The organism is Bacillus sp. 11B20, assembly GCF_056098985.1.
Map to the genome: position 1 here is coordinate 1 of NZ_JBLZWZ010000007.1, position 25,135 is coordinate 25,135.

At 41.6% G+C, this 25,135-nt stretch carries 23 protein-coding genes, 17 tRNA genes and 2 rRNA genes; 35 read left to right on the forward strand and 7 right to left on the reverse strand.

The window, feature by feature from the left end; all coding sequences use genetic code 11:
- Nucleotides 1-95: 95 nt before the first annotated feature.
- The 21 genes from ACN6NB_RS04150 to ACN6NB_RS04250 all read left to right on the forward strand — a co-directional run bounded on the left by ACN6NB_RS04150 (nt 96) and on the right by ACN6NB_RS04250 (nt 7,541).
- Nucleotides 96-3,026, forward strand: a 23S ribosomal RNA gene (locus ACN6NB_RS04150).
- A gap of 109 nt (nt 3,027-3,135) precedes the next feature.
- Nucleotides 3,136-3,251 (forward strand): 5S ribosomal RNA (gene rrf, locus ACN6NB_RS04155).
- Nucleotides 3,252-3,260: 9 nt separating this feature from the next.
- Nucleotides 3,261-3,335: transfer RNA gene (locus ACN6NB_RS04160), tRNA-Asn, on the forward strand.
- Between the two features lie 4 nt (nt 3,336-3,339).
- A tRNA-Ser gene (locus tag ACN6NB_RS04165) sits at nt 3,340-3,430 on the forward strand.
- Nucleotides 3,431-3,447: 17 nt separating this feature from the next.
- Nucleotides 3,448-3,522 (forward strand) — tRNA-Glu (locus tag ACN6NB_RS04170).
- Between the two features lie 33 nt (nt 3,523-3,555).
- A tRNA-Val gene (locus ACN6NB_RS04175) sits at nt 3,556-3,631 on the forward strand.
- A 15-nt stretch (nt 3,632-3,646) separates the two neighbouring features.
- A tRNA-Met gene (locus ACN6NB_RS04180) sits at nt 3,647-3,723 on the forward strand.
- A gap of 4 nt (nt 3,724-3,727) precedes the next feature.
- Nucleotides 3,728-3,804, forward strand: a tRNA-Asp gene (locus ACN6NB_RS04185).
- 18 nt (nt 3,805-3,822) lie between these two features.
- Nucleotides 3,823-3,898: transfer RNA gene (locus ACN6NB_RS04190), tRNA-Phe, on the forward strand.
- A 6-nt stretch (nt 3,899-3,904) separates the two neighbouring features.
- Nucleotides 3,905-3,977: transfer RNA gene (locus ACN6NB_RS04195), tRNA-Thr, on the forward strand.
- A gap of 15 nt (nt 3,978-3,992) precedes the next feature.
- Nucleotides 3,993-4,077 (forward strand) — tRNA-Tyr (locus ACN6NB_RS04200).
- Between the two features lie 14 nt (nt 4,078-4,091).
- A tRNA-Trp gene (locus tag ACN6NB_RS04205) sits at nt 4,092-4,165 on the forward strand.
- 29 nt (nt 4,166-4,194) lie between these two features.
- Nucleotides 4,195-4,270 (forward strand) — tRNA-His (locus ACN6NB_RS04210).
- A 9-nt stretch (nt 4,271-4,279) separates the two neighbouring features.
- A tRNA-Gln gene (locus ACN6NB_RS04215) sits at nt 4,280-4,351 on the forward strand.
- 7 nt (nt 4,352-4,358) lie between these two features.
- Nucleotides 4,359-4,433, forward strand: a tRNA-Gly gene (locus tag ACN6NB_RS04220).
- A 5-nt stretch (nt 4,434-4,438) separates the two neighbouring features.
- Nucleotides 4,439-4,509 (forward strand) — tRNA-Cys (locus ACN6NB_RS04225).
- A 14-nt stretch (nt 4,510-4,523) separates the two neighbouring features.
- A tRNA-Leu gene (locus tag ACN6NB_RS04230) sits at nt 4,524-4,612 on the forward strand.
- A 36-nt stretch (nt 4,613-4,648) separates the two neighbouring features.
- Nucleotides 4,649-4,730, forward strand: a tRNA-Leu gene (locus ACN6NB_RS04235).
- A 415-nt stretch (nt 4,731-5,145) separates the two neighbouring features.
- Nucleotides 5,146-5,571 (forward strand): hypothetical protein, encoded by a 426-nt coding sequence (locus ACN6NB_RS04240; RefSeq protein ID WP_474253244.1) that lies wholly within the window; start codon nt 5,146-5,148, stop codon nt 5,569-5,571.
- Nucleotides 5,572-5,983: 412 nt separating this feature from the next.
- The gene (locus ACN6NB_RS04245; RefSeq protein ID WP_144516521.1) at nt 5,984-6,778 is read left to right on the forward strand and encodes a phosphotransferase; all 795 of its coding nucleotides are present in this window, start codon (nt 5,984-5,986) and stop codon (nt 6,776-6,778) included.
- 58 nt (nt 6,779-6,836) lie between these two features.
- Nucleotides 6,837-7,541, forward strand: coding sequence for a hypothetical protein (locus ACN6NB_RS04250; protein WP_144516525.1), 705 nt, complete (start codon nt 6,837-6,839; stop codon nt 7,539-7,541).
- Nucleotides 7,542-7,571: 30 nt separating this feature from the next.
- On the opposite strand, the gene ACN6NB_RS04255 is transcribed toward ACN6NB_RS04250, so the two are convergent.
- The 5 genes from ACN6NB_RS04255 to ACN6NB_RS04275 form a co-directional block, all read right to left on the reverse strand.
- The gene (locus tag ACN6NB_RS04255; protein ID WP_106025354.1) at nt 7,572-8,117 is read right to left on the reverse strand and encodes a histidine phosphatase family protein; all 546 of its coding nucleotides are present in this window, start codon (nt 8,115-8,117) and stop codon (nt 7,572-7,574) included.
- A 62-nt stretch (nt 8,118-8,179) separates the two neighbouring features.
- Entirely contained in the window at nt 8,180-8,377 is a 198-nt protein-coding gene (locus ACN6NB_RS04260; RefSeq protein ID WP_087975674.1) for a hypothetical protein, read from the reverse strand.
- Between the two features lie 145 nt (nt 8,378-8,522).
- Entirely contained in the window at nt 8,523-8,792 is a 270-nt protein-coding gene (locus ACN6NB_RS04265; RefSeq protein ID WP_144490848.1) for a hypothetical protein, read from the reverse strand.
- Nucleotides 8,793-8,856: 64 nt separating this feature from the next.
- Nucleotides 8,857-9,546, reverse strand: a complete 690-nt coding sequence (locus ACN6NB_RS04270) for a DUF1963 domain-containing protein (RefSeq protein ID WP_474253245.1) — start codon at nt 9,544-9,546, stop codon at nt 8,857-8,859.
- An 18-nt stretch (nt 9,547-9,564) separates the two neighbouring features.
- Complete coding sequence (locus ACN6NB_RS04275; RefSeq protein ID WP_144491026.1) at nt 9,565-10,368, reverse strand: DUF2262 domain-containing protein; 804 nt, start codon at nt 10,366-10,368, stop codon at nt 9,565-9,567.
- A gap of 540 nt (nt 10,369-10,908) precedes the next feature.
- On the opposite strand from ACN6NB_RS04275, the gene ltaS reads away from it, so the two are divergent.
- Together ltaS and lepB are read left to right on the forward strand one after the other, a co-directional pair.
- Nucleotides 10,909-12,852 (forward strand): lipoteichoic acid synthase, encoded by a 1,944-nt coding sequence (gene ltaS, locus ACN6NB_RS04280; RefSeq protein WP_024427404.1) that lies wholly within the window; start codon nt 10,909-10,911, stop codon nt 12,850-12,852.
- Between the two features lie 155 nt (nt 12,853-13,007).
- Nucleotides 13,008-13,574, forward strand: a complete 567-nt coding sequence (gene lepB / locus ACN6NB_RS04285; protein WP_474253246.1) for a signal peptidase I — start codon at nt 13,008-13,010, stop codon at nt 13,572-13,574.
- 41 nt (nt 13,575-13,615) lie between these two features.
- Here the strand turns inward: lepB and ACN6NB_RS04290 are convergent, their stop codons facing one another.
- The gene (locus ACN6NB_RS04290; protein ID WP_039177356.1) at nt 13,616-14,911 is read right to left on the reverse strand and encodes a homocysteine synthase; all 1,296 of its coding nucleotides are present in this window, start codon (nt 14,909-14,911) and stop codon (nt 13,616-13,618) included.
- 265 nt (nt 14,912-15,176) lie between these two features.
- Here ACN6NB_RS04290 and ACN6NB_RS04295 point away from each other — a divergent pair, with 265 nt between their 5' ends.
- The 12 genes from ACN6NB_RS04295 (at nt 15,177) to ACN6NB_RS04350 (ending at nt 24,414) form a co-directional block, all read left to right on the forward strand.
- Nucleotides 15,177-15,332: an FbpB family small basic protein gene (locus ACN6NB_RS04295; protein ID WP_039177358.1), complete on the forward strand. Its 156-nt coding sequence runs from the start codon at nt 15,177-15,179 to the stop codon at nt 15,330-15,332.
- Between the two features lie 165 nt (nt 15,333-15,497).
- Nucleotides 15,498-16,265 (forward strand): ABC transporter ATP-binding protein, encoded by a 768-nt coding sequence (locus tag ACN6NB_RS04300; protein ID WP_474253247.1) that lies wholly within the window; start codon nt 15,498-15,500, stop codon nt 16,263-16,265.
- A 29-nt stretch (nt 16,266-16,294) separates the two neighbouring features.
- On the forward strand, nt 16,295-17,272 hold the full coding sequence (locus tag ACN6NB_RS04305; RefSeq protein WP_427369534.1) for an aliphatic sulfonate ABC transporter substrate-binding protein: 978 nt from the start codon (nt 16,295-16,297) through the stop codon (nt 17,270-17,272).
- Complete coding sequence (locus ACN6NB_RS04310) at nt 17,269-18,099, forward strand: ABC transporter permease (RefSeq protein ID WP_474253248.1); 831 nt, start codon at nt 17,269-17,271, stop codon at nt 18,097-18,099. Before ACN6NB_RS04305 ends, ACN6NB_RS04310 begins: the two co-directional genes overlap by 4 nt.
- Before the next feature lie 17 nt (nt 18,100-18,116).
- Nucleotides 18,117-19,259: an FMNH2-dependent alkanesulfonate monooxygenase gene (gene ssuD, locus ACN6NB_RS04315; protein ID WP_126682083.1), complete on the forward strand. Its 1,143-nt coding sequence runs from the start codon at nt 18,117-18,119 to the stop codon at nt 19,257-19,259.
- A gap of 541 nt (nt 19,260-19,800) precedes the next feature.
- Nucleotides 19,801-20,013, forward strand: coding sequence for a hypothetical protein (locus tag ACN6NB_RS04320; protein WP_012009371.1), 213 nt, complete (start codon nt 19,801-19,803; stop codon nt 20,011-20,013).
- A gap of 115 nt (nt 20,014-20,128) precedes the next feature.
- Nucleotides 20,129-20,875 (forward strand): ABC transporter ATP-binding protein, encoded by a 747-nt coding sequence (locus tag ACN6NB_RS04325; RefSeq protein WP_474253249.1) that lies wholly within the window; start codon nt 20,129-20,131, stop codon nt 20,873-20,875.
- Nucleotides 20,853-22,319 (forward strand): hypothetical protein, encoded by a 1,467-nt coding sequence (locus ACN6NB_RS04330; RefSeq protein ID WP_144516524.1) that lies wholly within the window; start codon nt 20,853-20,855, stop codon nt 22,317-22,319. The genes ACN6NB_RS04325 and ACN6NB_RS04330 overlap by 23 nt, the downstream gene beginning before the upstream one ends.
- Nucleotides 22,303-23,208, forward strand: coding sequence for a PqqD family protein (locus ACN6NB_RS04335; protein WP_144516514.1), 906 nt, complete (start codon nt 22,303-22,305; stop codon nt 23,206-23,208). Before ACN6NB_RS04330 ends, ACN6NB_RS04335 begins: the two co-directional genes overlap by 17 nt.
- Nucleotides 23,205-23,486 (forward strand): hypothetical protein, encoded by a 282-nt coding sequence (locus ACN6NB_RS04340; protein ID WP_039177382.1) that lies wholly within the window; start codon nt 23,205-23,207, stop codon nt 23,484-23,486. The genes ACN6NB_RS04335 and ACN6NB_RS04340 overlap by 4 nt, the downstream gene beginning before the upstream one ends.
- Nucleotides 23,487-23,556: 70 nt before the next feature.
- The gene (locus ACN6NB_RS04345; RefSeq protein ID WP_144516513.1) at nt 23,557-24,213 is read left to right on the forward strand and encodes a hypothetical protein; all 657 of its coding nucleotides are present in this window, start codon (nt 23,557-23,559) and stop codon (nt 24,211-24,213) included.
- Nucleotides 24,214-24,340: 127 nt separating this feature from the next.
- Nucleotides 24,341-24,414, forward strand: a tRNA-Gly gene (locus tag ACN6NB_RS04350).
- A gap of 98 nt (nt 24,415-24,512) precedes the next feature.
- Here the strand turns inward: ACN6NB_RS04350 and ACN6NB_RS04355 are convergent.
- Entirely contained in the window at nt 24,513-25,109 is a 597-nt protein-coding gene (locus tag ACN6NB_RS04355; protein WP_224927855.1) for a hypothetical protein, read from the reverse strand.
- Between the last annotated feature and the right edge of the window lie 26 nt (nt 25,110-25,135).

A 25,135-nucleotide genomic window follows, 5' to 3' on the forward strand; every position in this document is an offset into this window, starting at 1 on the left:
TGTTCTTTGAAAACTAGATAACAATAAGTAATACATTCACATTGAATGCAATGCAAAGTTCATCACACATAGTGATTCTTTCTAAAGTAAGAAATGGTTAAGTTAGAAAGGGCGCACGGTGGATGCCTTGGCACTAGGAGCCGATGAAGGACGGGACGAACACCGATATGCTTCGGGGAGCTGTAAGCAAGCTTTGATCCGGAGATTTCCGAATGGGGAAACCCACTGCTCGTAATGGAGTAGTATCCATACTTGAATACATAGAGTATGAGAAGGCATACCCGGGGAACTGAAACATCTAAGTACCCGGAGGAAGAGAAAGCAAATGCGATTCCCTGAGTAGCGGCGAGCGAAACGGGAACAGCCCAAACCAAGAGGCTTGCCTCTTGGGGTTGTAGGACACTCTATACGGAGTTACAAAGGAACGATATAAGCGAAGAGGTCTGGAAAGGCCCGCCAAAGAAGGTAACAGCCCTGTAACTGAAATGTTGTTCTCTCCAGAGTGGATCCTGAGTACGGCGGAACACGTGAAATTCCGTCGGAATCCGGGAGGACCATCTCCCAAGGCTAAATACTCCCTAGTGACCGATAGTGAACCAGTACCGTGAGGGAAAGGTGAAAAGCACCCCGGAAGGGGAGTGAAATAGATCCTGAAACCGTGTGCCTACAAGTAGTCAGAGCCCGTTAACGGGTGATGGCGTGCCTTTTGTAGAATGAACCGGCGAGTTACGATCCCGTGCAAGGTTAAGCAGAAGATGCGGAGCCGCAGCGAAAGCGAGTCTGAATAGGGCGCATGAGTACGTGGTCGTAGACCCGAAACCAGGTGATCTACCCATGTCCAGGGTGAAGTTCAGGTAACACTGAATGGAGGCCCGAACCCACGCACGTTGAAAAGTGCGGGGATGAGGTGTGGGTAGGGGTGAAATGCCAATCGAACCTGGAGATAGCTGGTTCTCTCCGAAATAGCTTTAGGGCTAGCCTCAAGGTAAGAGTCTCGGAGGTAGAGCACTGATTGGACTAGGGGCCCCTACCGGGTTACCGAATTCAGTCAAACTCCGAATGCCGATGACTTATCCTTGGGAGTCAGACTGCGAGTGATAAGATCCGTAGTCGAAAGGGAAACAGCCCAGACCGCCAGCTAAGGTCCCAAAGTATACGTTAAGTGGAAAAGGATGTGGAGTTGCTTAGACAACCAGGATGTTGGCTTAGAAGCAGCCACCATTTAAAGAGTGCGTAATAGCTCACTGGTCGAGTGACTCTGCGCCGAAAATGTACCGGGGCTAAACGTATCACCGAAGCTGCGGACTGTTCTTACGAACAGTGGTAGGAGAGCGTTCTAAGGGCTGTGAAGCCAGACCGGAAGGACTGGTGGAGCGCTTAGAAGTGAGAATGCCGGTATGAGTAGCGAAAGACGGGTGAGAATCCCGTCCACCGAATGCCTAAGGTTTCCTGAGGAAGGCTCGTCCGCTCAGGGTTAGTCGGGACCTAAGCCGAGGCCGAAAGGCGTAGGCGATGGACAACAGGTTGATATTCCTGTACCACCTCCTCACCATTTGAGCAATGGGGGGACGCAGGAGGATAGGGTAAGCGCGGTATTGGATATCCGCGTCCAAGCAGTTAGGCTGGGAAATAGGCAAATCCGTTTCCCGTAAAGGCTGAGCTGTGATGGCGAGCGAAATTTAGTAGCGAAGTTCCTGATTCCACACTGCCAAGAAAAGCCTCTAGCGAGGTGAGAGGTGCCCGTACCGCAAACCGACACAGGTAGGCGAGGAGAGAATCCTAAGGTGATCGAGAGAACTCTCGTTAAGGAACTCGGCAAAATGACCCCGTAACTTCGGGAGAAGGGGTGCTTCTTAGGGTGTTAAAGCCCCGAGAAGCCGCAGTGAATAGGCCCAGGCGACTGTTTAGCAAAAACACAGGTCTCTGCGAAGCCGTAAGGCGAAGTATAGGGGCTGACGCCTGCCCGGTGCTGGAAGGTTAAGAGGAGCGCTTAGCGTAAGCGAAGGTGCGAATTGAAGCCCCAGTAAACGGCGGCCGTAACTATAACGGTCCTAAGGTAGCGAAATTCCTTGTCGGGTAAGTTCCGACCCGCACGAAAGGCGCAACGATCTGGGCACTGTCTCAACGAGAGACTCGGTGAAATTATAGTACCTGTGAAGATGCAGGTTACCCGCGACAGGACGGAAAGACCCCGTGGAGCTTTACTGCAGCCTGATATTGAATGTTGGTACAGCTTGTACAGGATAGGTAGGAGCCTTGGAAACCGGAGCGCTAGCTTCGGTGGAGGCATCGGTGGGATACTACCCTGGCTGTATTGACCTTCTAACCCGCTGCCCTTATCGGGCAGGGAGACAGTGTCAGGTGGGCAGTTTGACTGGGGCGGTCGCCTCCTAAAATGTAACGGAGGCGCCCAAAGGTTCCCTCAGAATGGTTGGAAATCATTCGCAGAGTGTAAAGGCACAAGGGAGCTTGACTGCGAGACCTACAAGTCGAGCAGGGACGAAAGTCGGGCTTAGTGATCCGGTGGTTCCGCATGGAAGGGCCATCGCTCAACGGATAAAAGCTACCCCGGGGATAACAGGCTTATCTCCCCCAAGAGTCCACATCGACGGGGAGGTTTGGCACCTCGATGTCGGCTCATCGCATCCTGGGGCTGTAGTCGGTCCCAAGGGTTGGGCTGTTCGCCCATTAAAGCGGTACGCGAGCTGGGTTCAGAACGTCGTGAGACAGTTCGGTCCCTATCCGTCGCGGGCGCAGGAAATTTGAGAGGAGCTGTCCTTAGTACGAGAGGACCGGGATGGACGCACCGCTGGTGTACCAGTTGTTCTGCCAAGGGCATCGCTGGGTAGCTATGTGCGGACGGGATAAGTGCTGAAAGCATCTAAGCATGAAGCCCCCCTCAAGATGAGATTTCCCATTCCGCAAGGAAGTAAGATCCCTGAAAGATGATCAGGTTGATAGGTCTGAGGTGGAAGCGTGGTGACACGTGGAGCTGACAGATACTAATAGATCGAGGACTTAACCTATATTCTAATGTGAAACATGAACATTGTTATCTAGTTTTGAGAGAACATTTTTAAAATATCTCTTGATTTATTTTCAATACATAGTATAATATCTTTTGTCACTAAATTGTCTGGTGATGATGGCGAAGAGGTCACACCCGTTCCCATACCGAACACGGAAGTTAAGCTCTTCAGCGCCGATGGTAGTTGGGGGTTTCCCCCTGTGAGAGTAGGACATCGCCAGGCTTTCTTCATTCCGCAGTAGCTCAGTGGTAGAGCTATCGGCTGTTAACCGATCGGTCGTAGGTTCGAATCCTACCTGCGGAGCCAATTTGGAGAGCTGTCCGAGTGGCCGAAGGAGCACGATTGGAAATCGTGTAGGCGGTAACCCCGTCTCAAGGGTTCGAATCCCTTGCTCTCCGCCACAATTTACATAATAAAGGGCCCGTTGGTCAAGCGGTTAAGACACCGCCCTTTCACGGCGGTAACACGGGTTCGAATCCCGTACGGGTCACCATTTTTATAGAATATATACCAGCATTTTTTATTCGGAGGATTAGCTCAGCTGGGAGAGCATCTGCCTTACAAGCAGAGGGTCGGCGGTTCGAGCCCGTCATCCTCCACCATATCTTTTATATCGTCGCGGGGTGGAGCAGTTCGGTAGCTCGTCGGGCTCATAACCCGAAGGTCGCAGGTTCAAATCCTGCCCCCGCAACCAAAATGGTCCGGTAGTTCAGTTGGTTAGAATGCCTGCCTGTCACGCAGGAGGTCGCGGGTTCGAGTCCCGTCCGGACCGCCATTTTTCAAAAGAATACTTGGCTCGGTAGCTCAGTTGGTAGAGCAACGGACTGAAAATCCGTGTGTCGGCGGTTCGATTCCGTCCCGAGCCACCACTATTTGCCGGTGTAGCTCAATTGGTAGAGCAACTGACTTGTAATCAGTAGGTTGGGGGTTCAAGTCCTCTTGCCGGCACTGTTTTTCAAATGTGGAGGGGTAGCGAAGTGGCTAAACGCGGCGGACTGTAAATCCGCTCCCTCCGGGTTCGGCGGTTCGAATCCGCCCCCCTCCACCATTTTTTATTTTCATAGGGGCATAGTTTAAAGGTAGAACAGAGGTCTCCAAAACCTCCGGTGTGGGTTCGATTCCTACTGCCCCTGCCAATTATACTTTATAATTCATTACATCTATGGCGGTTGTGGCGAAGTGGTTAACGCACCAGATTGTGGCTCTGGCACTCGTGGGTTCGATTCCCATCAATCGCCCCATTTTATTATTGGGCTATAGCCAAGCGGTAAGGCAACGGACTTTGACTCCGTCATGCGTTGGTTCGAATCCAGCTAGCCCAGTTGATGTGCGGAAGTAGTTCAGTGGTAGAACACCACCTTGCCAAGGTGGGGGTCGCGGGTTCGAATCCCGTCTTCCGCTCCAATAATGGCGGCATAGCCAAGTGGTAAGGCAGAGGTCTGCAAAACCTTTATCCCCGGTTCAAATCCGGGTGTCGCCTTTTTTGAAAAGACTGCCGGGGTGGTGGAATTGGCAGACACACAGGACTTAAAATCCTGCGGTAGGTGACTACCGTGCCGGTTCAAGTCCGGCCCTCGGCACCATTGTTTTTAATATAAGATGCGCTCTTTAATGATCATGCCGGTGTGGCGGAATTGGCAGACGCGCACGACTCAAAATCGTGTTCCTCACGGAGTGCCGGTTCGACCCCGGCCACCGGTATCTAGTTTTAGATATTCTTTATTATCATTCATTACAGAAGAATTAAGGAATATCAACGTTTAAAACGTCTTTCTACAAATTGTAGGAGGGCGTTTTTTATTTGTTTTTTAGCTGATTTTTCACACGACAAAATTGCTTCCAATCGTGTTCTGTTTACTGGTGAAAGGGGAATTAGCTAAATGGCACGACGTTAAAATATTTGAGACTACATTCTATTCAGTATTACATGAATAAATTTAAGGGGTTTCTTAATGTTCTAACAGTACAAGGAATAAATATTTCTGAATTAAAGCCTTACGAGGAACATATGAAGGAGATTATCTTTTACTTTATTGATGGTTACCTTATTATTAAACTAAAAGGGCAGGATAATTGAAGAAGGATGAGATAAATTGTACATAGGAGAGGTGTTGTCATGATTACGGTTAAAAATGCTGAAAGTTATCTTAAAGATAGCATTCGTGAAGATATCGATGATATAAAAAAGGTTTGGGAAACATTTAAGGCTTTTTCAAAGGAGGCAGTTGAGGGCGAAGAAGATAAAGAAATTTTATTTCAGTGTGGTGTCTATGACTTTACAGGAGAGGAACTATTTCATTTTGACCTTGTACGTCAGTTTACAGTTTATGAAGAAGATGATTATTCTCATATGGAACAACTACACTGTGAATTTTTATTTAAACCAACAAGCGAGTTAAAAAATTTAAAGGTGGTAGAAGAATGGTCAATGGATTATGACGATATCGATCATTTTTTTAATCATATTGAAAGTATTCATGAGTTTAAAATACCTTTGAGTTTAAAGCCGATAAAATCAGAAATATATCAAGAAGAACTTTGATTCTTATTTTATAAACGAGTACTTTACTTTAAGAGGGTATACCTTGCCTTTTAGGAATAATTTATCACGGGTGCCGGTTCAACCCTTGCCATCGGTATCTATTAAAAGTTTCATGATTGGTTTTTACCGTGAACCTAACGTTTCACCCTTGTGGTAAACGTTTTTTTGTGGTTTAAATGAGTTATTAAAAATAGAAAACTATTAGAAAATAATGAGCATGTACTTCTTTTAGCAGAATAATCTTTAGATGATTTGCAACATTTGATAAGATACATTTAACCATGTAAGAAAACAAACTGGGGTAGCACATTCACACAAAACAGTGTACTACCTTTGTGTAACTAAAAATATTTGGGTAAATACACATCTTTAGCTGATATCATCATTGTGATCCAATTTTAGGGGAGAATTTATGAAAAAACAAAATGACCATGAAGAGTTATTGACAGGTGGCAATGTCTCGAGCGTATATCGTTCGGGAGATACGGTTCGTCGAGAAGTAAAGTCAGACAATATCAATATACGAAAGCTGCTAAAGCATTTAGAAAAAAAGAATTTCTCCTTTGCTCCAAAGTTTTTAGGGGTTGATGAAAAAGGTAGAGAGATCTTGTCTTTCATTGAAGGCGTAGCTGGCCATGATCCCTTAAAAGAATACATGTGCTCTCACCAAGCTTTAAAAGAAATAGCGAGAATGCTTAGACTGTATCATGATGCTGTTTGTGATTTTCCCATTTCAGACGATTGGGAACGAATGGACAATACGCCTAACAACATAGAGGTTGTTTGCCACAATGATTTTGCTATGTATAACATTATTTTCAAGGATAAAAAACCAGTAGGAATCATTGATTTTGATGTAGCTGCTCCTGGTCCAAGGCTTTGGGATATCGCATATACTCTGTATACATGTGTACCTATCAGTAGGTTTTTTCGCACTGAAACAGGGGAGATCGTGAAATATTCTTCATTAGAACATGCAGACCAGATAAAGCATAGAGTGAAACTGTTTTTTGAATCTTATGGTGAGGAAATAGCAGAAGATTATTTGGATATGGTGCTGCTGCGTTTAAAAGGGTTATGTCAATATATGAAACGAAAAGCGAGTGAGGGTGATATCGCTTTTCAAAACATGATTCATGAGGGGCACCTTGAGCATTATCAAAAAGACATTCAATTTATTCATGAACATAGAAAAGATTGGATGTAAAACTACTTCCCTTTAAATAAGAAGTCAAAAGAATGAATGTAAAGAGGCGGCGTTGTTATTGCAAACGAAGACGATATTACAGACCATCATTGAAGACGAGGGATCACATGATTATCCTCTTTTTAGACAGTACTGTGTGAAAAAAGAACAGGGCCTGCGTAAAGATGCGCTAAAAGTTCTTCAGGCCTTTATTGAAGAGATGAAAGAGAACGATTTTGAAGTACAGCGTTTATTTGTTGCTTGGCTGTTTGAGAAGATTGAACGGTTTGAGGATGGTCATCATTTGCTTGTGTATCCATTGATAATTGGGGTGATTCAGCCTGTTCTGCAAGAGTGGGAGAAGGTTGACCCAATGGATGTGAGACCATATCGCTGGCAGGGCTTGTTTGTACATCAGGGAGAAGGGCTGCCCTATTTATTGAAGGCACTAGAGCTTGGGGGCAGCAAGGAGCAGCGTGTGATTGTTCAAATTTGTGAAATCTATTTATCGGCCTTGTGGTATTCGTTTCATCATATACATGAAGATCTTTATTTAAGCACCTATGAGAAAGACCAAGAGCGAATTCAGGGTATTGAAGATGTCATGATGCTGATTGAAGATAAGAGGATTCGTACTAATGTTGAAAAACAAGCAGCCTATTATGATCAGCTTTTATCGGACTGGAAGAAATTTCAGCAAACGGAGACAAGAGGCTTCATGAAATGGTGTGCGGAGCGTAAGAAGCCGTATGAGTGGGTAGAGGCTTTTTATTATCAACAATAGATGAGGAAACGGCAGAATTCATTCTGCCGTTTATTTATGCCATATTCGTTCTATTTCTACATGATCTGGTTTGAAATATTTCAGGATATAGACATCTGGATTGCTTAATTTTTCCCACTCCTCGAATCCAATCGTTGGATCGGCGTGTTTAAGAAGCAGGCTCATGATATTGCCATGTGTGATGAATAGGGTATGATCTTTTTCTAATTTTATTTGTTCGTGGAGCGCTTCTACAATACGATTCATGGCTTCTTGGCTCGATTCTCCGCCTTCACAGGTCATATGTAAGTCTGTAAAACTAAGCTTTAGCTTCTCATACCAATTGTCTATTGGCTTACTGCTTAACACACGTTCAGAGAGGCGTTGATCGATTTTTATCTCGAGCTGTTTTGCATGAGCAAGGGGCTCAGTAGTTTGGATCGCTCGTTTATAAGGACTTGAGATAATCTGATTAAGATGAATGCTGGAAAAAAACTGTGACAGTTCGTGAGATTGAGTGATGCCTTGTGGTGTTAAAGCTGCATCTTTAGATTGTCCATCTGCTTGGCAGTGTCTGACGATATAATATGTTTTCATTGGATACACCTTTCATTGAGTATAAAAAAATCATCCAGTATTGGATGAGGATTTGCGAAGATCTAGGTAAGCTTGTTCGTATCTGTTTCTTTATAGGGATCTGTGAGCTTGGAGGTCAGGTCTAGGTTGAACAAAAAATCATCGACGGTGTCTGTGCCAAAGGGAAGTGTGGAGAAGTTGATTGGGATGCTGTCTTCTTGCTTTTCTGAAGTGACTTGCTGTGCAGGCTGCTTTTTTCTCCAGTTCTTAAACAAGCGCATGTGAGGCCCCCCTTTTCTTTGAAAAAGATGGATTTATACATAATATACGGGGAGAGTTGTCCAGGCGTCAAATGTTTTCTTCAAAAGGAACGATTCAATTGATAAAAAAAGAGCCACAGGAAAGTGCGGCTCTTGTTGTTTCAGTTTACATTGCGCGTTGTAATGCTTGTAGTAATTTACGTTCGCATCTTAAGTTGTATCGCTTCTTATGGAGTTTCTCCGTTTTAAACCTGCCTATGAGACGCCGGACACCGGGATCATAAATGATGAGCTCCCTGCAAGTTTGATCATGTAATAGTGCTTTAAACCAGCTATATTTTTTGAGATGTGCTGCGTTCCTTGAGATATCCTCTTCATCCACTTGTAGAAAAGGGATATACACAGCAAGTGAAAAGATGTCTAAAATGAATCCCATTTTGCTTCCTCCTTTCATATTATTCATTACGCTTAGGAGAAGGCAAGGTTTCATTCAATAAACGTTAAAAACAATCCCAGTGCATAAACCATTCTTTTGATTCTTTGTCATAATAGAAATACATCGTGCCGTTATCACCAATCATGAAACGAGGTTTTTCTTCTGAGGCGATTTGCAGCATGAATTCGCCTTGTTGTAGATGGGGTGGGGATTGAATATACGCCCCATATCCACCGATTTTTGTGAACGAATAATTTGTGTATTGATTAAAGAAGTGGTCCGTCGCTTCTTCACTTTCGTTTACTTCTGATAAATCGATATATGACCATGCTTCTTCCCAGCAAGGGAAGTCCCTTTGTTCACTTTCGTTCCATTGGATTTGAAAGGGTTTGAGTCCTCTTACTTCTTCAGGAGTCTCAGCTACTTCTAAACCTTCGATTGATGCATATTCAATGAGCTTCCAGCCTTCGCCGTTTTTGGTGATATCAATCGGAAGTGCTTTCTGGTTGAGGAAAATTTGAATCAGCTTACACTCATTGAAGCCGTTCATTCCTCCTGGCACTTCTGGTAAATAAATTTGTAAGATCGGAATCATGGCACCATCTTGATCTTTCGGCCAGCCCTGATGAGGATCGATGAAAAAATGGCCTGCAAACCAGCTGTGTACAGCTGGATCAGGACGGAACCCGCCTATTTTGGCGATGGCTGGCGTTTTCCCAATTAGATTTAATTCTTGAAAAGCTTTGATCTCCATCTAATGTCCCTCCAACTGTTAGCCTGCAATGTGTGCATCATGAAATGTGCCATTTATATTTCCTGTGATAATAATGACATGTCCCCAAAATAAATCACCGTCATGATAGTAGACTTCAAACTCTCCCTCAGGGTAAACATGCAGGCTTTCAAGTGAAATGCGGCTCATAAATTGATTCAGTGTGAGTTCTTCTTGCTTTTCAACTGATTCGTCTTGTTCCTGCCAATCCTTTGCTAGATCTATCAGCTGATTCGCGGCAAATGATTTAATAGAAGAATCCCATTTAGCTTGTTCTTGTATGAGTTGTTTTGCTGTAGAAAGAGAGTCATTTATTTTTTCATCTTCTTCGAGGTTAAAGTAGAGAAGGCACTCTTCATTGCTCCATTGGATCGTCTTTTCAAATAAGTCTAGTCCTTTCACTAACTCAAAGGTTCCAAGTGTATCATCATGATAAAACACAGGCTTTTGGGCTTGTTCTAAAATTTCTTGAAGTGCTTGATCCTTTGTATCTGTATTGATCAAAGATACAAGCATGAATTCACCTTCGCCTTTTCGAACCTGAAGTGTAACGATTGATTCTTTATGTAATTGTGACTGCTTTTCCCTTAATCCTTCGTCATCTGTTAACCAGCAAAGTCTTACATTTTCGTTTGTGATATGGCCGTTTTCCTTCCAGGCAATTAGTGGAATAGAAGCGGTCCAAAGAGGTGCCTGTCCTGCTTTCCCTGCCCCTACGCCAGAAGGTCCTGTCACAGCTATGATAGTGACTATATCTTCTGAAAATCTTCCTTCAAAAGTGTTGATTTGTTTGTTAATCTTCATGTGATGTCCTCCAGCTCGATATTTTTGTTATGAACATAAGGATGATATGATCAAAATCTACCTCTTAATCACACCGCACATCAGTAGGGGAAATCAAGCTTTTTTTGTTTAAAACTGTTTTTTTAGGAGGTACATGGATTAATGGAGGTTGAGTCACAATAAAAGAAGCATGAATCGAATTTTGTATAAATTTGGGTAAGTGAGTCGAAAAGCCTAGGTTATTCTTCCTTTTCTTTATAATTACTTTGACACGAATAGATGAAAAAAGTAAAGTAATACTGAGTGATTTACAAAACCTTCTTCATCCACTAAAACATGAAGTGTGCGTAAATTTAATGTAAATGGATATTTTTCCTTTTATTTACTCGTATTTTTTTTGAAACTTATGATGCCTCTCGTTCGTTATATTAAAGGAGCGCATGTATCCGGCGGAGACAGAGCATCGGAATGCTTGACGAAGAAGATTTACATTTGCAAAATGAATGTAAATTTTTTATGATTTCATTTATATCAGAACGATGATAAGAAAGAAGAGGTTTTATGAAAAAAATATTTGCGAACAAATATAGCTTTTTTGTTTTGGCTGTCCTATTATTCTGGGCTAAATCATACACAGCCTACAAAATGGACTTTAATTTAGGAGTAAAAGGTTCTTTTCAAGAGGGGCTTCTCTTATTGAATCCATTTAGTTCAGCCATTGTGTTTTTTGGACTTGCTCTCTTTTTGAAGGGGCGTAAATCTGCCATTGTTTTAATTGTTATTGATTTTATTATGACCGCACTTTTATATGCAAATGTAGCGTATTACCGTTTCTTTGATGACTTTTTGACTTTCTCAACAATGAAGCAGGCAGGAAATCTTGGGGGAGGCATGACTGGCGGTGTGTTAGCAAGCATTAAGCCGCATGACCTTTTATACTTCCTTGATATCATCATCTTGATTGCGATTGTCATTTGGAGACCGGAAGTGAAGAAGTTCCAAATGAAAAAGACGTTTGCACTGCTGATTGTAGCTGCAGGTATTGGACTGTTCTTTGTAAACCTTCATTTGGCTGAAAAGGATCGTCCAGAATTATTAACGAGAACCTTTGATCATAAGTATGTTGTCAAATACTTAGGTGTTTACAATTATACGATTTATGACGGGGTACAAGCAGCACAAAACGCAACGCAGGTTGCAAATGCAAGCAGTGAAGATTTAACGGATGTTGTGAACTATACGTCTTCTCACTATGCGAAGCCAAATGCAGAGTATTTTGGAAAAGCAAAAGGTAAAAACATTATTAAAATTCATTTAGAAAGCTTCCAGTCTTTCTTAATTGACTACAAATTAAATGGAGAAGAAGTGACTCCATTTTTAAACAAACTGGCTCATGGGAAAGATGACTTTACGTATTTCGATAACTTCTTCCATCAGACTGGTCAAGGGAAGACATCTGATGCTGAGCTGATGATGGATAATAGTATGTTTGGCTTGCCAGAGGGAGCAGCATTTGTGACAAAGGGTGAAAATACCTTCCAATCACTACCTGCAATCCTAGATCAAAAAGCAGGCTATACGAGTGCAGTGCTTCACGGGGACTATAAATCTTTCTGGAACCGTGACACGATTTATAAACATATGGGAATTGATCAATTCTTTGATGCTTCCTATTACAACATGGATGAAGAAAACCTTGTGAATATGGGTCTGAAGGATAAACCGTTCTTCAAAGAATCAATCCCAATGCTAGAATCAATGAAAAAGCCATTTTATGCACATTTAATGACACTGACAAATCACTATCCATTTAATTTAGATGAAAAAGATGCGACAATCGCTAAGGCAACAACGGGCGATAAAACAGTCGATAACTATTTCCAAACAGCAAGATATTTAGATGAGTCATTAGAGCAATTCTTCAAAGACTTGAAAAAATCAGGTATGTATAAAGACTCAGTCATTTTATTGTATGGTGACCATAACGGTATTTCTGAGAACCATAACCGTGCAATGAGTGAAATTCAAGGGAAAGAAATCACTCCTTATCAAAATGCACAAAACCAGCGTGTTCCGCTCATGATTCGTATTCCTGGTAAGAAGGGCGGCGTGAACCATACGTATGGTGGTGAAGTCGACGTGATGCCAACACTTCTTCACTTACAAGGTATCGATTCAAATGAATTCGTGAATTTTGGAACAGACTTATTCTCTAAAAAGCATGATGAGACTGTTGCCTTCCGTAATGGAAACTATGTGACACCGAAATACACACTTGTCGATAATACCGTTTATGATACGAAAACGGGTAAAGTGGTGAAACAAAATAAAAAGACAGAGGCGATTAAAGCCCGTGTTGATAATCAGTTAAGTCTTTCAGATAAAGTGCTCTATAGGGATCTTCTTCGATTCCATAAGTTATCTGATTTCAAACCAGTGAATCCATCGGATTATTTCTATGGTAAAGCAAACAAAGAAAAAGAAGCGGATTCTTCTGCTAACTAACTGAGTTTTGGGCAAGCACAGAAAGGTGCTTGCCTTTTTCTCTCTCTTTGCTTGATTTGTTGGCAAAATATGTTTATATTTAGGGAGAAACAAGCGTGATGCTGGCTGGCAGCTGGTGACACACATTTCGTCCTTGGGGAATTCAGGAGGAGCTTATGACAACAAATACAAAAACACAAAAAAAGAAATCAGAATTATGGGGCTGGATCAAAGCCATCTTAATCGCATTTATTGCTGTTTTTATCATTCGGAACTTTTTATTCGCACCGTACATTGTGAAAGGGACTTCTATGGACCCAACACTGCATAACACAGAGCGGGTGTTTGTGAATAAAACGGTTGATTATTTCGGTGATTATAAACGGGGACAGATCATTGTTCTTGATGGGGAAGATCGCAGCACTCATTATGTCAAACGATTGATTGGTTTACCTGGTGATAAAATTGAAATGAAAAATGATCAGCTATTTGTCAATGGTCAAAAAGTGGCAGAGCCTTACTTAGCGTCAAACAAAAAGAAAGCAGCGGCGGATGGTACTTTGCTGACACCTGATTTTGGCCCTCTGACTGTTCCAAAAGGAAAGTACTTTGTCATGGGGGACAATCGCCAAAATTCAATGGACAGCCGCAACGGCTTAGGTCTTTTTACAAAGCGTGATATTCAAGGAACTACCTCATTTGTATTTTATCCTTTCCAAGACATTCGCTTACTCAATCATTAATAAACAAGAAAAAAGCACACAGCCGTGTGCTTTTTTCTATGTCATTCAGACTGACTTTTTGTAATCGCCTGTTCAAGATCTGCAAGAATATCTTCAATCGCTTCTGTTCCAACGGATAAACGAATGAGCTCTGGTGTGACACCTGTCGCTTTTTGTTCTGCCTCGCTTAATTGTTGATGCGTTGTGCTGGCAGGATGAATGATGAGAGATTTAGAATCACCCACGTTTGCGAGATGGGAGAAAAGTTTCACAGAATCAATGAGCTTTTTACCTGCTTCGCGTCCACCTTTGATACCGAATGTGAGGATTGCCCCTTGTCCTTTTGGTAAATAGGTTTGAGCAAGTTCATAGGATTCGTGACTTTCAAGGCCCGGATAGCTTACCCAATCGACAAGAGGATGATCCTGTAAGAACTGTGCTGTTTTCAACGCATTTTCACTATGCCGCTCAAGACGAAGGTGTAATGTTTCTAAGCCTTGCAGAAGTAAAAATGAGTTGAATGGCGACAGAGCTGCCCCTAAATCACGTAAGAGCTGTACTCGTGCTTTTGTGATATAAGCCGCTTCTCCAATCGCTTCTGTATATGTCAGACCGTGATAACTTGGATCTGGTTCAGTCAGCCCTTTGAACTTATCGCTGTCAGCCCAAGGGAATCGGCCGCTATCAACGATGACGCCGCCAATTGATGTACCATGACCGCCAATAAATTTCGTCGCTGAATGGACGACAATGTCTGCACCGAACTCAATAGGTCTTAATAAATAAGGGCTGGCGAGTGTATTGTCCACAATAAGTGGGATATGATGCTTGTGTGCAATGGCTGAGATGGCTTCAATATGTAAAATGTCACCTTTTGGATTCCCAATGCTCTCTGCATACACTGCCTTTGTTTTGTCTGTGATCGCTGCTTCAAGTTCTTCAAGGTTGGATGAGTCGACGAATTTTACTGTAATGCCGAGTTTTTTGAGTGTATGGGCAAATAAATTGTAGGTGCCGCCATAAAGACTGCTTGAGGAAACGATTTCATCCCCGGCTCCTGCAATGTTTAAAATAGAATAAGTCGTCGCTGCTTGCCCAGAAGAAACAGCAAGTGCACCAATCCCACCTTCAAGCTCTGCGATACGCTTTTCAAATACGTCATTTGTCGGGTTCATAATACGTGAATAAATATTTCCCGGTTCCTGAAGACCGAATAAATTCGCTGCATGATCACTATCTCTAAAACCAAAGGAGCTTGTTTGGTAAATAGGCACGGCTCTTGAATAGGTCGCTGAATCAAGCTCCTGACCCGCGTGAATGGCTTTTGTTTCTAAACGAAATGGACGTTCTTCTGACATGTGTGTATCCTCCTTTTGTTAGATAAAACCAACTGTTTTGATAAGAAATATTTAATAAGACTATAAATCTTGTTCACTGCTCGGTCAATCATTTTTTAGATAAATCTGAAAAAACAATAAATATAGTTGACAGGTAGGAATAGTGTGTATTAATATGAGCATACTGAAAACGCGAACAAGAATGGCTGATCGGTCAACCGAAGGCTCTATCACTCAAGCATGAGTGAAGAGCCTTTTTTTATTTGAATGAGAAAGGATGATGAAGATGGAAAAAAAGAAAAAACGAAAAAAATACAGAAAACACATGGATATCACACTAGACATCTTAATTGAGCGGAACAAATATGAGATTTACAGCAGCAAGGAACGAATAGAAGCAATTTACGATCGGATTGATGAAAAGCATACAAGGACAAAATAACTATTTTATAAAATTGAGTTGATTTATGGGATTAATGTGATTTAGGATGGTGCTAACAAATCAATATGATTAGCTGATCGGACAACACGAAGGCTCTTATCTCTTTTTTGGGGATAAGGGCCTTTCTGTGTATTTATCTGATGGCAAGAGGAGTGGAGGGTTTCAATGACGATTTCAATTGATATTGTGGATAAATCCTTTTGGAAAGACAAACAGACCATTCGGGTTCTTGAAGACTTGAGATTGAGCATGATTCCAGGTGAATTTGTAACAGTGATAGGTCCGAGTGGATGCGGAAAAAGTACATTGCTAAAAATCATAGGCGGGCTCGACACATCGTATGATGGACAAATTTTGATAGGAGACAGACGGGTCACAGAACCAGGAATGAAACAGGGCTTTATCTTTCAGGAACACCGCCTGTTTCCATGGCTGTCAGTCGAAGAAAACATAGCGGCCAATTTCAATTTAAAACAACAGGATGTACGCCGCAAAGTGGATGAATTGATTGAAATTGTTCGATTAAAAGGATTTGAACATGCCTATCCACATGAGCTTTCAGGAGGAATGTCGCAACGGGTTGCCATTGCGAGAGCACTCCTTCGTGATCCGGAGATCTTATTGCTTGATGAACCATTTGGTGCGCTGGATGCATTCACACGAAAACACTTGCAGGATGTGCTGCTGGACATTTGGCAGGAGAAAAAAACAACGATGATGCTCGTTACTCATGATATTGATGAATCGATTTATTTAGGAAATGTAATTGTGCTCTTACAAGCGAGACCTGGCCGAATCCATAAAATTCTTCCTGTGAATCTGCCTTTTCCGCGTGATAGAACGTCAACCTCTTTTCAACATTTAAGACAAAAGGTGCTTTCGGAATTTGAGAAAACAGATGAATTGTTACTAACTGATGGATCAGGGATATAGGGAGGGGAAATCGCATGAAAAAGATACAAATGATCGTGATTTTTTTGAGTCTTCTCCTTGTTTTAGCAGGGTGTGGTCAAGCAGCAGACGGCTCAGAAAACAAGGTGAAAGAAATTCGGATTGGGATTCAGCAAAGTTTGAGCCCGCTGCTTTTAGCAAAGGAAAAAGGGTGGTTTGAACAATCATTTGAAAAAGAAGGAGTGAAGGTAAAGTGGGTGGAGTTTCAAAGTGGTCCTCCCCAATTTGAAGGCCTTGCTGCAAATCAATTAGATTTCTCGCAAGTTGGAAACTCACCTGTCATAGCAGGTCAGGCAGCCGGAATTGATTTTAAGGAAATTGGTTTATCTCAGGATGGGCTGAAAGCGAACGGTATTTTAGTGAATAAGAACAGTAAGATTCAAAAAGTAGAAGACTTAAAAGGGAAAAAAATCGCTGTCGCTAAAGGGAGCAGTGGCTTTGACTTTTTATACAAAGTATTAGATCAGGCAGGTTTATCTGCGAAGGATGTTCAGATCATTCAGCTTCAGCCAGATGAAGCGATATCAGCATTTGAAAATGGGTCCGTTGATGCTTGGTCGATCTGGGAGCCGTTCTTATCACTTGAAACGATCAAGAAAGGAGCAAAGCTGCTGGTGAATGGGGAAGCGACTGATTTATATTCTCCAGGTTTCACACTTGTTCGCACTCAGTTTGCTGATCAGCATCCTGAACTAGTGGTGAAATTTTTAAAGGTATATGACCATGCGGTGAAGTGGCAGAAATCACATCCAGAAGAGGCTGTTACTCTATATGCGCGTTTAAAAAATTTAGATAAGAAGGTCGTCACACAAGTATTAAACAATACGGAACCACTCAATAAGCCCATTTCGAAGAAGATCATCAATGCTCAGCAGCATACCGCTGATTTTCAATATAAAACAAAGGCGATCCAGCGGAAAATTGATGTCAATCAGGTTGTAGATAATTCGTTTATTGAAAAAATGCTGAAAGAGGAGATGGATGAATGAAAGCTATTTCGAATCCGGCTTTAGCATCTAAAATCGAGCGGACAAAGAGAAAAAGGAGAAAAGCGTCTTCTTTATATAAGTTAAAGGGACTGGTATTACCTGTTCTACTTATTGCGGTTTGGCAGATTATAGCTGGTTCTCAAATTGTTTCTTCCACTGTATTGCCTTCGCCCGTTTTGATTGCTGAATCCTTTCGAGAGTTGATACGTTCTGGTGAGCTGTTTGGCCATCTTTACATCAGTCTTTATCGAGCAATATGTGGATTTTTACTTGGGGGAGGCTTAGGTCTTATGCTGGGCGTATGCGTAGGGTTTTCTAAAAAAACAGAGCAGTATGTAGATCCGACCTTGCAAATGCTGAGAACCGTTCCTCATTTAGCGGTCACCCCTTTATTCATCCTCTGGTTTGGCTTTGATGAAACGGCGAAAATTTTATTGATTGCACTTGGGGCTTTTTTTCCGATTTATATTAATACTTTTCTTGGTATTCGCAGTGTAGATAATAAGCTGTTTGATGTGGCTCGCGCCTTAGAGTTTAATCTGTATCAAAGCATCACAAAGCTGATTTTACCGGCTGCTCTTCCGCATATTCTTCTGGGCGTGAGGCTGTCATTAGGAATTGCTTGGCTAGGTTTAGTGGTAGCTGAGTTAATGGGTTCAAGCAGCGGCGTCGGCTATATGATTATGGATGCAAGGCAATTCTCTCAAACGGATAAAGTGTTTGTCGGAATTATCATCTTTGCAGTAGTAGGTAAGCTGACAGATTCATTTGTACGTCTGTTAGAAAAGCGTCTGCTCAAGTGGCGCACTAGTTATCAAGGTGAATAATAACAGGGGGCGATGTCATGAATATTTTATGGTTTATTCCAACACATGGAGACGGCCGTTATTTAGGTTCAGCAAAAGGGGCAAGACAGGCAGACTATCCATATTTTAAACAGATTGCTCAAGCAGCTGATCAGCTTGGTTATACAGGGGTCTTGCTGCCGACTGGGAGATCATGTGAAGATCCATGGCTGACGGCAGCTGCTTTAGCTGCTGAAACCACTCATTTAAAGTTTCTCGTGGCTCTTAGACCAGGGCTTATGCAGCCGTCTGTTGCTGCTAGAATGACGTCTACATTAGATCGTCTTTCAGGTGGAAGGCTGCTGATTAATGTGGTAGCAGGGGGAAGTAAAGAGGAGCTTGAAGGAGATGGGTTATTTATTTCTCATGATGAACGCTATGAGGCAACAGAAGAATTTTTGACGATTTGGAAGCGGTTATTGAAAGGAGAAAATGTACAATTTCATGGCAAACATCTACAAGCGGAAAATGGCCGGCTGCTATTCCCGCCAGCTCAAACCCCCCATCCACCAGTCTTTTTTGGCGGATCATCATCAGCAGGAATTCAAGCGGCCGCCAAGCATACAGATGTCTATTTAACTTGGGGCGAACCGCCTGCACAAGTAAAAGAGAAAATTGAACAAGTGAAGAAACAGGCTGAAAAGGAAGGAAGAACGGTGAAGTTTGGCATTCGTCTTCATGTGATCGTGCGAGATACCGAAGAGGAGGCATGGCAGGCAGCGGAACATCTGATTCGTCATTTAGATCAGAAAACAATTGAGGAGGCGCAAAAAGTTTTACAGGGGATGGACTCAATAGGTCAAAGACGGATGGTGGAATTGCATCAAGGGAGGAAAGACAAACTTGAAATTAGCCCAAATCTTTGGGCAGGCATTGGCTTAGTACGCGGCGGTGCAGGAACAGCACTCGTCGGAGATCCGCAAACAGTAGCAGATCGTATCATAGAATACAAGTCTCTAGGCATTGATACATTTATATTTTCTGGCTACCCGCACCTAGAAGAAGCTTATTATTTAGCAGAGCTTGTTTTCCCGCTCCTTCCATTTAAGAGGTCGGGGGATACAGGACTCTCTGTGCCAGCTGGTGAAATCATTGGGAACAATCATTTTCCAGATGCAGCCTCTGCTGCTAGTTCCTCATAAATATGAAAAAGCAAAGCAGTCTGCGATGGCTGCTTTGCTTTTTTTCATAGAATAGGAGCGAGTCATATGTTGTGTACTGCTGAACAAGGTAAGGGCTTTTTTCCCAATCGATTTTCTTGTATATACATATTTTCAGAGTCAAGAGAAGAAGGAAAATATACTCACTCTTTTATCGGAATGATCAGTAAATATTTCATAATTGATGTTATTGCGACATATAATCAGGACTTTTATATCTGATATATCGGGGGAATTCTTTCTATCTCACAAAAAAGAAAGAATAAAAATGATAGATGATAAATATGGACTATTTGAAAAAGAGAAGAAAAAAGATGGTGCAAATGACATTAAATGGGTTTTGTGGTTCTTAAGAGGTGTTAAAATCTAGTAAATAAGAGAGGGTTTAAACAGATGAAGGTGAATAATTGAATAAAAAGTCACATTTTAATCAAATGTATGTTCGGTCAAAAATGGGATGTTCTGTAGATGTTTGGCGTGTGACGCCTATGATACGATCATCATAAGCTGGGAGGTGAAAAGTATGACTTATGCAGCGCCGCAAGTTGACTATTCCACTATGGAACCTGCTATTATGGACCAAGCTTGGTTCTTAGTATTTGTTGCTGTCCTTCTTGGATTGGGAGCAACAGTTGTTCTAGGAGCAGCAGTTTGGTGTATCGCAAACGGCAAGGGTAGCTTTACAGGAGCCGTTCAGTGGGAAAGTGGCTTAAAAGTCCAAATTGAATGTAAGTAGCTATACTTAGGATTCATCTTTTTACTTCTTAGATAAGACACCAGGGCTAAACCGTCTGTGGCGGGCGGTTTAGCCTGATCTGTTTTTAAAGAATATGCAGACACTTGGAGGTTATATGTTTACGATCGAGAATTTAACCAAAACGTATAAAAATAACGTGACTGCTGTCAATGATTTTCATTTAAAGATCGACCCTCATCAAATCGTTGCTGTTGCTGGACCGAATGGTTCGGGTAAAACAACGATGATTAACTGTATACTTGGCATCATTAAGCATACAGAAGGAAAAATTCATTTGCAGGGCGTCACTAATGATGAACCATCCTTTAAAAAACAAGTAGCCTATGTTCCAGATGACCTGCTGCTCCCTGAAGCATTGACTGGTGCTGAATATTTAGAGTTTGTTTCTTCTATGTATGAATGTAAAACAATTCACAGAAGAAATCAACTAATTGAACTGTTTGATATGGACTCGGCTTTATCAAGACCGATCGAAACCTATTCACATGGGATGAAAAAAAAGACACAGCTGATTGCTGCCTTTATGCTTGATAGTCAATTGGTGATCATGGATGAGCCCTTTAGAGGACTTGATATTGAAGCGGTTATAAACACAAAGAAACTGATGAAGCGGTATGCCGAGCATCATGGTGCGATCTTGCTTTCAACGCATGATATGCTTTCAGCGGAAGAGCTGTGCCAGACAATCGCCATTATTTCTAAGGGAAATAAAATGGATGAAGGAACAGTCTCAGCCTTAAAGGAGAAGTATCAATCAAGCACACTGGAACAGGTGTTTCTGAAAGCTTCAATGTTAAGTGATAGGGGTGCACATTTTGATGAAATCATTAACCATTTCTAAAATGATGCTTAAAATGTGGCAGCAGGAGATGTATAAGCTCTTTGATACTCAAACGAAGCGGATCATTGTGGTCTTATTCTTTTTGTTTGCCGTCACAATGGGGGCCATTATCGGATATAGCTTTACAGGTGTCTTTATGAAGGCTTTCTTAAATGGAGATGAACGGTCACTTGGATTACTCGTTGTCTCAATGGCGATCAATGCCTCTATTTTTACAAGCTTGTTATTCGTGTTGATCAAGGTCAGAACACCTGAACAAGACCGGTTTTCTATGCAGCTCAGCTGGTTTCCGCTCTCTACCTTTCAGAAAAGTTTTGGATACTTCATTCCGATGGTGACAGTGGTGACAGGACTTGTTTTATTTTTTATCGGTATTCTGCTTTTACCTAATTTTATTGCCCAGGGAATAGGTAATTTCTTTATCTTTACTTTCTTTTTGATGGTGCTTTTGCAGTCGCTCTTTGTCTTAATGCTCCTGCAGTTTATTTACAATATCACTTATTTACTCGTTTTGAAATTAAAATTACCGTTGCAAAAATTTGCAGCGATATTTGTTTTATTGGCACTCGTTGTTGCGTATGGATTGACGCATTTTGATATTAGCCAAATTCAGCAATCATATCTACAGTTTGATTATCATTTGATGTATTTTACAGCACCGTTTTTCTTAGCGGCACAAGGAATGTCTCCTGAAGGGGTGAATTATGCCATCTTGATTCTGTTCATCCTTTTATCGGCAGGCGGCGCATTTCTTTCTCTTGCGATGATGCCGATTATGGCAGAGAAAAAAGCGTTAACCTTTTTACACAAGCTGCCATTCTCTTCTTCAAAAAAGTGGTCACTTATTGTGAAGGAAATGAAGTCACAGGTACGGAATGAAGAAAATATTTTAAACTTTCTTATTCTTCTCATAGTGATCTTATTCGTTCGTTATCAATTTGGATTCCGCTTTGAAGAAGAAGCGTTTTTTGTTCTATGTGCTCTTGCTGGATTAACAGCCTTCAATTCGTTTGGCAATGATAAAAGAATGCTGGGGATGTATAAAACATTTGGCCTGAGATCATGGGAAGTAGCTTTGTATAAGTTTATCGGTCTTCTGCTTGTTGGTGTACTGCAAATTGTTTTATTCATGCTGACAACGCTGACGCTTCCTGATCAAATTTGGCACGCGTTGATTGGTGCCGCTGTCTTATGCAATGCCACTGCGCTCTTTTATATAGTAGGTATTTTACTTCCTCTTGATCGAAACAATCCCTACACAGGCATATTTTCATTTGGAGCGCTTATTTTACTCATGATTCCGATTGTTTTTATTGGAAACTATGTCATAGGGGCATCGAGTCAAACGCTTCAATGGCTGCTTGTCGCTGCATTTGAGGGTCTGCTCATCTTTGCCATATACAAAGGTTTTTCATGGAGGTATTCACATGATTCAACTTCTTAACAATAAGCTAAAGATTGAGCGGGTACCGGAACTAGCTCCGTATGTGACCTTACAAAAGAGGCATCTCACGGATACGCAGTATGGAAGCACACTCCCGATCAATGAAAGTGCCTATCATATGTTAACGAAAGTGGACGGTAAAAGGACAGAAGCGAGTATTACAGCAGAGCTCGCCGATTTATTTCAGGTCGATGAGTCGGTGATTGCTCGTGACTTTTATCAGCTGATGACGGGATTGAATCAGCATCACTTGCTGTCCATTCATTATCATTCACCGTATCGGATTGTGACAGCCTGCTGTCAATTTTTCAAGCAGTATCAAGTCAAAATGAAGGAACGATTTGATTGTACTGGTCACTCGTTCCTTCACATTTTTGGAACGGCTTTGTTCATGGTGACGCGTAAAATCATCTTTTTCTGGATGCTTTTCATGGTCATGGCAGGGCTCGCTTTTTTATTCATTCCTGATCCATCGATTGCAGCCATTGCGATTTATTTTACGATTATTTATTTCGGGTTAATTACCGGAACTGCCTTACATGAGGCGGCACATGGCTATGCGCATCGAAAATTTGCAGGGCGAGATGGTCCTCAAGGCTTTTTTGCGAGTGACATGATGTCAGTGAAGTTTGTAAGACCCGTATTAGATCCGTTTCAGAAAAAGCAGGTATGGATTACGTTGCTCGGACCGCTCGTTCCCGGTGTGATTGGCGCAGCAGGCATCATTGTGACCATTTTATTTCTAAAAGAAAATCCGGTTTCGACAGGCTTTTTCATTTTTTCAATCTCGTATTTTATTCAATTACTCTATCTTCTTCCGTTTATGGGGGATGGTAAATCCATTATGAAGCAGCTATTGCTTGGTGGAATAGGAGGACAACGATCATGAACGTACAGGCGATGAAACAAGGCGCAATAGTTGGTGGTTTTTTAGGGTTCTTAGGCTTTCCGATGCTGACAATCGGTGTACTGTTCTATCATTTATTTCAATCAAAAACGAATGATGCTTTATTATTTAACAGTCTCGCTTTTGAGATGGAAGGCTCGTCCGCATTTACTTTTCAGATCAAGCCAAACTTTTTTATTTATATGATTGTAATTTTTGCTGCGAGTTTTCTCATTGTGGCATGCCTATCAGCAATAAAGCAGAAAAGAGCGAAAGATTAGGAGAATTCTCCTAATCTTTTTTTGTATGACAAACCATAATAAGAAATAAAAAACATCAAAGGGGATCACAATGTTTAAAAAATGGAGCATTCTTTTATTCACAGTTTTTCTATTAGCAGGATGCGGCGAGAAGGCTGCAGAAACGACGACAACCGAAAAGACGGTTTCGACAATAAAAACAGAGCCTGCCACTAAAAACCAAGTAACCATCGAACAAATGAAACTCTCAAAAAAAGAAAAAAACTTACTAGAAGCAGCAACGACTAATGAAAAGGTGGCTCTGACACTGAAAGGATTAACGAAGAAGAACAAGAGTATTACGTTTATCGGGAGCCATTACAAAAATGGCCGATTATTGAATAAGGAAGCATCATCTGCTACCTTTACTTTACACCAGAATGGAACCGACCAAACGGTGAATGTACTTCTTCAATTACATCATGAGAAAGATACATATGAATCACAATTTAGTATTTGGTCAGATAAAAAGAATGATGGGATGACGAAAGCGACATCAAGCTTTCCGTTCAAAGTAAGTGACTATGTATTTTCTGCACAATCTGAAACTGTCAAAGTGGCTTCAGGAGAAAAGGCTCTGATTGCGTATACAGCGGCGATGGGGAAAGACGGGGGGTCAACTATATTTGAAGAGATTGAGAAGAATCCAAAGCAAGCGCTGAAAAATAAGTCACATGCATACTTATTTTATATCCAGCTAGATAAATAACTATCGTAATATATACGGAGAATATGAATTTTTTTGACGAAAAATCTTCATATTCTCTTGACGAATTGTTAAGAAAGTTGTAACATAATAAAAGTCAACGCGATGACGTTGCTTTTAAAAAATTGATGCGGGTGTAGTTTAGTGGTAAAACCTCAGCCTTCCAAGCTGATGTCGTGAGTTCGATTCTCATCACCCGCTCCAATACATAATTTTGTTTATAACGCAGTATTTCGTTTCATAGATAAACGAAGTGTTGCGTTTTTTATTATGTCAGTATAATGTGAAAAAGCACTGTCAGGCTACAGTGCTTTTTCAATGAGTTCATATTTGCTTTCTCCGCCATGTATTTGTACAAACATCTTCGTCAAGGATTGAATAAGAGCTTCACTCTTTTCCCGGGAAATAGATGGAGGGAAAAGGATGATTTGAAGAATGTTCTTTGTGTCTGGAGAAATATGTGCTGTACTTGCTTGAGAAAATAATCCATTCAGTCCTGCGCCGTCCTGCCATTCGATGTGACCAGCCTCATGTTTTGTCAGTGAAAGCGGTCCTTTGATGCGATCGGCATCTAATGTCAGGATGGGTAAGAAATATTTTAGTGAGAAAAATATCGACAAATCCTGTACGGAATTGGTCGAGTCAATAAATTGTTCCTTTTGGATATCAGAAAGAAGTGAAAGGAAAGGAACATCTTTTAAAAGATCCGTCCATTCTTTGATGGCTGGTACTTCTTCTAAGACTTTATCTTCGTATTCAAAAAATAAAGATTCTTGAAACAGGCGTAAGCGGCCTTTTAACATTTGAGGTGATGTGCCAACTTCAATATGCGAATATTCAATCTGCCCAACATGGATAGACGGGTTTTGAGGATGAGAAATTTCCATATGTATCTTCACAGTGACTCACTCCAATCGGTCATGAT

Excerpts from the sequence above, each read along its gene's own strand:
- ACN6NB_RS04240 (WP_474253244.1), top strand. The coding sequence starts at position 5,146 with ATGATTACGGTTAAAAATGCTGAAAGTTATCTTAAAGATAGCATTCGT.
- ACN6NB_RS04245 (WP_144516521.1), top strand. The coding sequence starts at position 5,984 with ATGAAAAAACAAAATGACCATGAAGAGTTATTGACAGGTGGCAATGTC.
- ACN6NB_RS04255 (WP_106025354.1), bottom strand. The coding sequence starts at position 8,117 with ATGAAAACATATTATATCGTCAGACACTGCCAAGCAGATGGACAATCT.
- ACN6NB_RS04260 (WP_087975674.1), bottom strand. The coding sequence starts at position 8,377 with ATGCGCTTGTTTAAGAACTGGAGAAAAAAGCAGCCTGCACAGCAAGTC.
- ACN6NB_RS04265 (WP_144490848.1), bottom strand. The coding sequence starts at position 8,792 with ATGGGATTCATTTTAGACATCTTTTCACTTGCTGTGTATATCCCTTTT.
- ACN6NB_RS04270 (WP_474253245.1), bottom strand. The coding sequence starts at position 9,546 with ATGGAGATCAAAGCTTTTCAAGAATTAAATCTAATTGGGAAAACGCCA.
- ACN6NB_RS04275 (WP_144491026.1), bottom strand. The coding sequence starts at position 10,368 with ATGAAGATTAACAAACAAATCAACACTTTTGAAGGAAGATTTTCAGAA.
- ltaS (WP_024427404.1), top strand. The coding sequence starts at position 10,909 with ATGAAAAAAATATTTGCGAACAAATATAGCTTTTTTGTTTTGGCTGTC.
- lepB (WP_474253246.1), top strand. The coding sequence starts at position 13,008 with ATGACAACAAATACAAAAACACAAAAAAAGAAATCAGAATTATGGGGC.
- ACN6NB_RS04290 (WP_039177356.1), bottom strand. The coding sequence starts at position 14,911 with ATGTCAGAAGAACGTCCATTTCGTTTAGAAACAAAAGCCATTCACGCG.
- ACN6NB_RS04295 (WP_039177358.1), top strand. The coding sequence starts at position 15,177 with ATGGAAAAAAAGAAAAAACGAAAAAAATACAGAAAACACATGGATATC.
- ACN6NB_RS04300 (WP_474253247.1), top strand. The coding sequence starts at position 15,498 with ATGACGATTTCAATTGATATTGTGGATAAATCCTTTTGGAAAGACAAA.
- ACN6NB_RS04305 (WP_427369534.1), top strand. The coding sequence starts at position 16,295 with ATGATCGTGATTTTTTTGAGTCTTCTCCTTGTTTTAGCAGGGTGTGGT.
- ACN6NB_RS04310 (WP_474253248.1), top strand. The coding sequence starts at position 17,269 with ATGAAAGCTATTTCGAATCCGGCTTTAGCATCTAAAATCGAGCGGACA.
- ssuD (WP_126682083.1), top strand. The coding sequence starts at position 18,117 with ATGAATATTTTATGGTTTATTCCAACACATGGAGACGGCCGTTATTTA.
- ACN6NB_RS04320 (WP_012009371.1), top strand. The coding sequence starts at position 19,801 with ATGACTTATGCAGCGCCGCAAGTTGACTATTCCACTATGGAACCTGCT.
- ACN6NB_RS04325 (WP_474253249.1), top strand. The coding sequence starts at position 20,129 with ATGTTTACGATCGAGAATTTAACCAAAACGTATAAAAATAACGTGACT.
- ACN6NB_RS04330 (WP_144516524.1), top strand. The coding sequence starts at position 20,853 with ATGAAATCATTAACCATTTCTAAAATGATGCTTAAAATGTGGCAGCAG.
- ACN6NB_RS04335 (WP_144516514.1), top strand. The coding sequence starts at position 22,303 with ATGATTCAACTTCTTAACAATAAGCTAAAGATTGAGCGGGTACCGGAA.
- ACN6NB_RS04340 (WP_039177382.1), top strand. The coding sequence starts at position 23,205 with ATGAACGTACAGGCGATGAAACAAGGCGCAATAGTTGGTGGTTTTTTA.
- ACN6NB_RS04345 (WP_144516513.1), top strand. The coding sequence starts at position 23,557 with ATGTTTAAAAAATGGAGCATTCTTTTATTCACAGTTTTTCTATTAGCA.